The sequence below is a fragment of the Mycobacterium sp. genome, assembly GCF_035603715.1.
Taxonomy (GTDB): domain Bacteria; phylum Actinomycetota; class Actinomycetes; order Mycobacteriales; family Mycobacteriaceae; genus Mycobacterium.
Genome location: NZ_DATNJW010000120.1, coordinates 1 through 7,926 on the forward strand (window position 1 = coordinate 1; position 7,926 = coordinate 7,926).

Annotated in this window: 10 protein-coding genes; 3 read left to right on the forward strand and 7 right to left on the reverse strand. The window is 64.3% G+C overall.

What is annotated here, in order from left to right:
• The 3 genes from VN856_RS05500 to VN856_RS05510 all read right to left on the reverse strand — a co-directional run.
• A partial coding sequence (locus tag VN856_RS05500) for a hypothetical protein (RefSeq protein ID WP_325686934.1) occupies positions 1 to 1,380 on the reverse strand: 1,380 nt, incomplete at its 3' end.
• Positions 1,381 to 1,662: 282 nt separating this feature from the next.
• Positions 1,663 to 2,082 carry a nuclear transport factor 2 family protein gene (locus VN856_RS05505; RefSeq protein ID WP_325686935.1) on the reverse strand — a complete coding sequence of 140 codons (420 nt, stop codon included), beginning with the start codon at positions 2,080 to 2,082 and terminating at the stop codon, positions 1,663 to 1,665.
• Between the two features lie 52 nt (positions 2,083 to 2,134).
• A complete protein-coding gene (locus VN856_RS05510; RefSeq protein ID WP_325686937.1) occupies positions 2,135 to 3,163 on the reverse strand; it encodes an alcohol dehydrogenase catalytic domain-containing protein in 1,029 nt (342 codons plus the stop codon).
• A gap of 344 nt (positions 3,164 to 3,507) precedes the next feature.
• On the opposite strand from VN856_RS05510, the gene VN856_RS05515 reads away from it, so the two are divergent.
• Both VN856_RS05515 and VN856_RS05520 read left to right on the forward strand, forming a co-directional pair.
• Positions 3,508 to 3,990, forward strand: coding sequence for a MarR family transcriptional regulator (locus VN856_RS05515; protein ID WP_325686951.1), 483 nt, complete (start codon positions 3,508 to 3,510; stop codon positions 3,988 to 3,990).
• A 232-nt stretch (positions 3,991 to 4,222) separates the two neighbouring features.
• Positions 4,223 to 5,008, forward strand: a complete 786-nt coding sequence (locus tag VN856_RS05520) for a hypothetical protein (protein WP_325686939.1) — start codon at positions 4,223 to 4,225, stop codon at positions 5,006 to 5,008.
• Here the strand turns inward: VN856_RS05520 and VN856_RS05525 are convergent.
• Genes VN856_RS05525 through VN856_RS05535 form a run of 3 tightly spaced genes read right to left on the reverse strand, consistent with a single transcriptional unit; the run spans position 4,997 to position 7,133 of the window.
• Positions 4,997 to 6,001 carry a zinc-binding dehydrogenase gene (locus VN856_RS05525; protein WP_325686941.1) on the reverse strand — a complete coding sequence of 335 codons (1,005 nt, stop codon included), beginning with the start codon at positions 5,999 to 6,001 and terminating at the stop codon, positions 4,997 to 4,999. The two genes, VN856_RS05520 and VN856_RS05525, sit on opposite strands and share 12 nt — an antisense overlap.
• A gap of 2 nt (positions 6,002 to 6,003) precedes the next feature.
• Positions 6,004 to 6,690 carry a cutinase family protein gene (locus tag VN856_RS05530; RefSeq protein ID WP_325686943.1) on the reverse strand — a complete coding sequence of 229 codons (687 nt, stop codon included), beginning with the start codon at positions 6,688 to 6,690 and terminating at the stop codon, positions 6,004 to 6,006.
• A 47-nt stretch (positions 6,691 to 6,737) separates the two neighbouring features.
• Positions 6,738 to 7,133: a VOC family protein gene (locus VN856_RS05535; protein WP_325686945.1), complete on the reverse strand. Its 396-nt coding sequence runs from the start codon at positions 7,131 to 7,133 to the stop codon at positions 6,738 to 6,740.
• 138 nt (positions 7,134 to 7,271) lie between these two features.
• Here VN856_RS05535 and VN856_RS05540 point away from each other — a divergent pair, with 138 nt between their 5' ends.
• A complete protein-coding gene (locus VN856_RS05540) occupies positions 7,272 to 7,421 on the forward strand; it encodes a hypothetical protein (protein WP_325686947.1) in 150 nt (49 codons plus the stop codon).
• 3 nt (positions 7,422 to 7,424) lie between these two features.
• On the opposite strand, the gene VN856_RS05545 is transcribed toward VN856_RS05540, so the two are convergent.
• A partial coding sequence (locus VN856_RS05545; RefSeq protein WP_325686949.1) for an oxygenase MpaB family protein occupies positions 7,425 to 7,926 on the reverse strand: 502 nt, incomplete at its 5' end.

Sequence of the window (7,926 nt, forward strand, 5' to 3'; positions counted from 1 at the left end):
CTTCTTGTCCCCGTCTGCACGTCTGAGCGCGTCGATGATCGTGGTGCGCTTGGCCTGCTCCATCGGTGTTAAGCGGTAGCGGGTTGACCGGTGCCGGTACTGTTCTGGAAGATCCGCGCGGGTGATATCACCGGCGCGTCGACGACTCACCGCCTGCGTGACGACGGTGTGTAGTTCGCGGACGTTGCCGTCCCACTGGTTGGCTGCAAGCGCCTCCAACGCCGCGGGGGTGAACCGGACGGTGTGATGCACGCCCAGATTCCGCAGAATGGACCCGACGAGTTCGGGGATGATGTCGGGCTGCTGGCGCAGCGGGGTCAGTTGAACCCGCTCGGTGCATCGCGAAATCAGCTGGCGGGTCTGTGGAATCAGCTCGTCGGGAGGCACGATCGTCGTCAGGATTACAGTCCCCGCGAAGCTGTTGAGAATTCCTGCCAGTAACTGGGAAGCATGCGCTGACAGCAGATGGACCGACTCGACCGCCACAATGCGGTTCTCCGAGGCGCTCTGCCGCACGTCGCTCAACCACTCGGACGCGCTGTGCGCCACGCAGCGTGCGGCGTAGTGGATCCGCAGTGATCTGCTTCCAGCAGCCTCCTGAATTGCGGTTGTGTGCCCCGCGCCGGGTTCGCCGCTGATGAGGACGCCGCGTGGGGCATGAGGCTGCGGCTGCGGCTGCGTGTGCAGAGTAGGGCGTTTCACGTTGGTGATCGTGAGAACCGCGCCAGCCCTGGGCGTCAACATACGACAGGTGATGTCAGCCCTGCGGTTTCGGCTCAGTGTCACATGCGCGGCTTTGGTCGTCTCGCCGGTGCACGACGCGGCGACGTCGCGGATGAGCGCGTGGTCGGCGGCATCGAGGAGTTCGATTGCAGCGGTGTTGGCCAGAAAAATGTCTGGGCCGATCGCAACGGTCGGCCGATCGCGCCCCGCGCCGAGCTCACGCTGCAGTGCTGCGAGCAAGGCTCGTTCGTTCGGGCTTCGGCTCTCCAACAGCAGCTGCTCGATCTCACCCGCAGCGCTGCCGACGTAGGGCGCGAGCAGCGGATTCTGCTCTCCCGTCAGGCAGGTGATATTGAGGACACCCTCGAGGCGACGGGTGTGCGGATCGATGATCGGGTGGCCGTAGCAGCTGAGGCCGTGCAACTGCGCGAGAAAATGCTCGTCGCGGTGGACGGCCACCGCACGACGCAGTTCATAGGTGGTGGCGATCGAGTTGGTGCCGGTAGTCTCCTCGCGAAAAATGGTACCTTGCAACTCCTCTCCGATGAGTTCGACGATGCTTCGCACGCGTGCGCAGCCCCAACGCACCGCGACGATGCGGGCGTCGCGGTCGGCCAACAGCACGTAGTAGTCCGAGCCGTTCAGCGCTGCGGCCATCCGATCCAATACAGGCCCGGCGGCGCGCAGTAGCCGACTGGAGGAGTCGTAATCATCTGCCTTCAGCGCATCGAAAGTGCTCCACGGTGATAGCCCGCTCAGGCGTGACCGTTGCCATGAGTCCGCGATTATCCTGCGGGCGGGCTGCGGCGAACACACGATCGAACTACCGTCCAAGCACCGCTGACACGTGAGTCGCGTCATCGGTGCCGTCGGACCACGCTCCGCGACCTGATTGCGGGACCTCCTCTGTGACAGAGGATTTGTGTGGCAGCGATGCGGTCATATTGACTCCTTGAGAAAGCAATCGGCAGGTATCGCGCCGACGAGTTCATCGCGGATCTCGGCCGAGAATCGCAGCACAGGGCCCAGCGGCCGATGGTGGATTGCGGCTGCGACGATATTGCCGCTCACGTAACGCTCGAGAACTGTGACACCGTCGATCTGTATGCCGCCGAAAGCCGTTGCGCGCCAATGTAGGTACGTCGTCTTCGCGCGTTGCGCTTCGGCGGTGAACTCGAGGGATTCGTAGATGGAGCTTGCAGCGGCCAGGACTGCTGCGACGCTATGCTTGCCCTTGACCGGTTTCGCCAGAGTGGTCGCCTCCAAAACGATGTGGTCGGCGAACTGGTCGGCAAATTCGCTTCGTGACTGGGTTGCGAAACTGCGACGCCATCCGTCGGCGGTCGGCGCGTGCGTCATTAGATGATCCGAATCGGCAGAGACTCTGGCGGCCACCCGCAAGGCGAAACATTCATGTTCCGATCGCCTCTGGGGTCAGTACTACCCGGAAGCGGGCCTGGTTGGCCAGCATTCGCTGGTAGCCGTCGGCGGCTTTCTCCAATGGCAGGACCTCCACCATCGGCTTAATGCCTTGCAGTGCAGCGAAATTGAGGGCGTCCTGAAGGTCGTTCGAGTCGCCGACCGGATGGCCGCGCACGGTGCCCGAGATATTGATCAACTGTATCGGGTTGACCTGCACCGGGTCGGCCAAGAGAGCCAGCAGCAGCAGTTCACCGTGCAGTCCCAGCCCGCCGATCGCGGCGGAGATCGCCTCGGCATTGGTGGCGGTGGCAGCGATGACCCGCGCCCCACCCAGGCTCTGCAGTTCGCTGGCCACGTCGCTGACGACCGAGTCGATGCAGTGATGAGCGCCCAATTCGTCGGCGAGGCGGATTTTCTCGGGGCCGCGCGCGATCGCGACGGTGCGAAAACCCATCTTGACCGCGAACTGAACCCCGAGATGACCAAGGCCACCGATCCCGAGGATGGCGACCAGATCGCCGGGCCCAGCACCGGTGCGGCGCAGCGAATTGAACATGGTCAGTCCCGCGCATGCGAGCGGCGCGGCGTCAACCGCCGATAGTGCATCGGGAATACGGGCCAGTGCGTTCGCCGGCGCCACGACGTATTCGGCGAATCCGCCGGGAAACGTTGCGCCGGTGACCATGCCGGCCTCGCAGTGCACCAACTCGCCGCGCCGACAGCTGCGGCAGTGCTCGCAATAGCCGCCAGACGCGCCGATCGCCACCCGATCACCCTCGCGCCAACCCTGCACACCCTCGCCCAGACTGTCGATGCGTCCGGCGATCTCGTGACCGGGCGTGAGTGGGAATTGCAGACCCGGCCACTGGCCGTCGACGAAGATCGCATCGGAGTGGCAGATGCCGCAAGCCTCGACGGCGACCCGCACAGTGCCGGGTGCAGGATCGGCCAAGGTTCGATCGACGAGGGCCAGTTGTCCTCGCGCTGCGGTAACTTGGGCCGCGCGAAACGTTGTCATGATGCGCCTTTTCGAGTTCGGTGTGATGTCGGGTGGGTGGGAAATCAAGCAGGCTCTGTCCTCTCGTCACAATTTCTGTCTGCGAGTCTCTGGCAGTCTGGTACCGATGTCCAAGACCTGTTCGGTACCTCGCGATACCACAACGACATCGAGCGAGGCAGCCCTATGTGTGACGCAGACCTACCATCGACTTCCCGGGTCGACGAACTCGGCGCGCAGCCATTTCGCAGGGGGAGTGGATCCTGGCCCTCGCGCCAAGGATCTCCGCGGGGGCCGCAGGGAAATCAGTCGATGCTTAAGGAGACTGATGCGATGAGCCGGTGCGCGCCCCAAGCTCGGCTTCGATGCCGGCCGGTGCCAAAAGGAGACGTGGCAGAACGCAGGTATGTTTCGCGCTGGCGGTCACCAATCGCGCCGTACTAGCTGTCTACCGACCGCTGCTCGAGCCGCTTGGGCTCACCCATCCGCAATATTTAGTGATGCTGGCGTTGTGGGACAACGCCAAATCCGACGGGGAGCCTCTCTCGGTCAAGGACATAGCCGGACTGCTACAGATGGATTCGGCCACCCTCTCGCCGATGCTCAAACGCCTCCAGACGCAGGGTCTGCTCACCCGGTCGCGCAATGAGGCCGACGAACGCACCACCCACGTCGAACTCACCCCGGCGGGCCGCAATCTACGCAGGCGCGCGCTCAAGGTTCCCCCGGCGGTAGTTGCGCGGCTCGGCGTCGAACTTGCCGAGCTCGAGAATCTGCATGAGGTGCTCACTGGAATCAATGCCGCCGCACTCGCCGCCGGAGCGCTCGACGCGGAGCTGGATCGATGACGCCGGTGACGAACTCGTCAGGGGTGTTGGATCGACGAGGGCGCCGCCGCGATCGCTGACCTGTCATCGCGCTGATGCCGGGGGTGCTGGTGATACGTCATCTCTACAAGCCGGCCACCGCGGCCAGACTGGCCGACGGGATCGTCGCGTTCGCCAACGCCGGCTGACCAGCACGACCTAGAGTCGAACGACGCATATCCGCTTCGCCGTCGAACCGTTTGAGGAGCCGCTCATGAGTTCGTGGATGGTCAGCCAGATCCCTTCCGGGGCACTGCTTGTCGGCCTAATCGTGGTCATCGCAGGCGGAGCGGCGTCGATTCAGCGGTACGTCCGTCGGCGCTTCCCGCTCCTCAAAGGTGACGCGCACAACGACGGAACTAGGTTCACGTATGGCTTCATCGGGTTCTTTTATGCGTTCTTCATCGGATTCGTCGTCAACTCCCTGTGGGGTCAGAACAACGCCGCGGACGGCGACGCGCGCGCCGAAGGCGCAGCAGCGGTGCAAATGGCAAGAGACGCAGTGGTGTTCGATGTACCGGACCGAGACCGCATTCGGCAGAGTCTGCTGAAATATGAACAGGCTGCCATCGCTGAGTGGTCACAAGCCGAGAATGGTCCTTCGTTAGATGCTGACGCCGCCCTAGCCCACCTAGACAAGGTCTACGACGGGATAGCCGCAAAGACCGACGCGCAGAAGACTCTGCTCTCGACGTCCTTTTCCAACCTCGACAAGATCAGCCAGGCGCGCACCGTGCGACTACTCACCGCCCGCGAAGACGCCGGACTGCCTTGGTCACTCTGGGCGGTCATTTTCCTGACAAGCACCATGGTGCTTGGCATCGCGATCATCTACGGGGTCGAAAATCCCATCCTGCACTACCCGATGGTGGCGATCGTCGCCGTCATCGTCGCCACCAATCTCTCCCTCATCCTCCAACTGGCACACCCCTACGCCGGCGAAGTTTCGACAACCTCGCATCCTCTGCAAGAGGTAGTCGCTGTGCTGTCAGGGGACTAGGACGACCTTGCCGACATTCTCACGGGCAGCGAGGATTCGGTGTGCTTCCGGCGCGTCGGCGAACGGCACCGCCGCATGCACGACCGGAGCTGCCGTACCGTCCGATAACGCCGTCGACAGCGGTCCGATCCAGGGCTCGAGGGTGCCGCGGTCGTCCCACAGCCGCAGCATGTTGAGGCCGATGACGATCTTGGAGTCTTCCATCTGTTTGATCAGGTTGAATCCGCGCAACATCGCCAGCACCTGCGGGGCGGCGCGGCGCAGCGACCGCTTTTCGCCCTGCTGCATGGCTGAGAAGCCGTAGGCGACAAGCCGTCCGCCCGGGCGCAGCAAGCCCATCGAGCGCCGCAGCGAGGTACCACCGAGGGCGTCGAGCACGATGTCGTAGGGGCCCAGGCCTTTCCACCACCCGTTGCGGCGATAGTCGATGGCCTGGTCGACACCGAGTGCGGCGAGCTGAGCGTGCTTGCCCGGCGACGCGGTGCCGTGCACGACCGCCCCCGCGGCCTTGGCCAGCTGCACCGCGGCGATGCCGACGCCCCCGGCCGCGGCGTGCACCAGCACCTGCTCGCCCGCCTGAAGCGAACCGTAGCCGTGCAGTGCCGCCCACGCCGTCGCGTAGTTGACCGGGACCGCGGCGCCCTGCTCGAAGCTCATCGAGTCCGGCAGCGGGACAGTGTCATTGGCGCCGGCGTTGACGATCTCGGCGTAGCCGCCGAAACGCGTTCCGGCCAGCACCCGCTGGCCAACTCGCGCCGGATCGACGCCGTCGCCGACGGACTCGATCGTTCCGGCCACCTCGTAGCCGACGACGCTGGGCACCTTGGGCGCATCTGGGTACAGCCCGACGCGAGCGAGATGGTCGGCGAAGTTCACGCCTGCTGCACGCACCGAGATGCGAACCTGGCCCGCCGCCGGTGGCGGCGGGTCGGGACGATACTGCACCGTGAGCACTGACGGGGGGCCGTGCTTGGTGATGACAACCGCACGCACGACTACACGTGACTTGCTACGAAAGCTGCGGCCTGAGCCGGCATCCCGGAATTCGGATACGAAAGGTGCACGGGGGATGACAGCTCGTCGTGCGTCGGCACCGTATAGAGCGCGCCAGCAGTGCAGACCGGGTCGCCTTCTGCGCACAAGTCAATGGACTTGGCCCCGTACCAAGGACTGAGCGTAGTCACCGGCGCCCCCAGGTATCGGTCCGTCGGATTCCCGAAGAAGGCCAGCGCGGCAACGTGATCGGCGACGTCCCGAGGAAGCGACACCGGGACAAATCCGGATACCGGCAATTGGGCGATGGTGATCAGATCGATCACGGCCGCGCCCTGGGAATATCCGCCGAGCACCAGCTTGCTGTTGGGGCAGCTGGCAGCCATCGATTCGACGTGAGCGTTGGCATCCACCGCGCCGACGTTCGCCGATGGAGCGAGGTCGTCCGAGGCCGGGTAGTTGACCGGATACACAGCGACGGACCGACCACCGACCTGCGTGCGCAGTGCATCGATGAATTTCTGACCGACCACCCCGACTCCCGGCGGCTCATCAGTGGCACGGGCGAATGTCACCTCGATGTCGGGGCAGGTGGCCGCAGAGGCGGGAAAGAGTGGTGCGCTCAGCAGTGCCGAGCAGGCCGTTACGACTACGGCCGCCAAACAATGGGCGATCTTTCGGGCGCTCACCCGCCCATGCTTACACATCTGAGACGCGGAAGGAACGCCCATGTCAGTCAGCTCGGCGGCGCAAAAAACTCAAGCGCGATGCCGTCCGGATCGCGGAAACTCAAACCCGAGCCGTAGGGGGCATCGACGATTCCGCCGTGCTGAATGCGCAGCTCACCGAGCCGCTCCATCCAGGTCTCCAGTGCGGCACGGTCCGCGCAGCCGAAGCCGACATGATCCAGGCCCACCCGGAACTCGCTGAAGCGCTCGTCGGGCGCCGGGTGCTCATGCTGGTGGATACCGAGCAGGGTGCCGCCGTCGAGAATCCACACCAGATGCCGGAATCCAGCGGCGGTGTGTTCGTCGACCACGGGGTCGACGCCGAACAGCCGGCGGTACCACGGGCCGCTGACGGCCATGTCGCGGACGGTCAGCGCGACGTGGTTGAGTGCAGGAAATGCCATGACTCTGTTTCCTCTCTGGCGAGTGTGCGCCGGTGGGCGAGCGGGCAGGCCATCCAAGTGTGACCCAGATCGCATCGGCAGTCGGAGGGTGGCGAGCGCCACATTTACTTCGTCTGACTAATTAGTCATGCTTGGTACATGACTTCGCAGCTGACTCCCGAGCGCACCGACACCGACGTTCTGCCCAAGGACTTCGACGCCCACACCGGCCCGCTCTATCTGCAGCCGTGGTTCTGGCTGGCAGTTGTGGGTGTTATCGGCATGATAGCGATGACCGTCGTCATCTAGGGCTTAAACGATCCGCCAGCCCATTCGGGCGCGAAACCGCAGGTCCCACAGGTAGAGCCGGTAGCCGAGAATCCACGCACGATGTGGAATGACCCAATCGGCAACCCGTAATCCGGCCAGTAACCACTGAAACCGGCGCTGCTGGGATTCTGACCAGTCCAAGCACATCAACGCGCGGAACTCCGGCGGCAGAAAACCCGTCGTCGCGAAGAGATTGAACGGTCCGGCCAGCGCCGGCAACGGCCACGGCAGAAACGCCACCGCCGCCACCCCGTGCAGGTGTTCTCGGACCGCGGGATCGATGCGCAGGTCTTCCAGTGACCGCTTCCAGTAGTCGTCGAACGCGACGCGGTCCGGCGGCCACATCGCGTCGCAAACTTGAAGTGTGGTGCCCAGTCGCTTGCCGTCCTGATAGACCGCGTCCGCGCTCGCATCGTCGAGCGGGCCATGCAAGAACTCGTGCTGATCGATGAAATAGCGATACAGGCAGGCGGCCACCCACAGC

Excerpts from the sequence above, each read along its gene's own strand:
- VN856_RS05520 (WP_325686939.1), top strand. The coding sequence starts at position 4,223 with ATGAGTTCGTGGATGGTCAGCCAGATCCCTTCCGGGGCACTGCTTGTC.
- VN856_RS05515 (WP_325686951.1), top strand. The coding sequence starts at position 3,508 with ATGCCGGCCGGTGCCAAAAGGAGACGTGGCAGAACGCAGGTATGTTTC.
- VN856_RS05510 (WP_325686937.1), bottom strand. The coding sequence starts at position 3,163 with ATGACAACGTTTCGCGCGGCCCAAGTTACCGCAGCGCGAGGACAACTG.
- VN856_RS05505 (WP_325686935.1), bottom strand. The coding sequence starts at position 2,082 with ATGACGCACGCGCCGACCGCCGACGGATGGCGTCGCAGTTTCGCAACC.
- VN856_RS05535 (WP_325686945.1), bottom strand. The coding sequence starts at position 7,133 with ATGGCATTTCCTGCACTCAACCACGTCGCGCTGACCGTCCGCGACATG.
- VN856_RS05540 (WP_325686947.1), top strand. The coding sequence starts at position 7,272 with ATGACTTCGCAGCTGACTCCCGAGCGCACCGACACCGACGTTCTGCCC.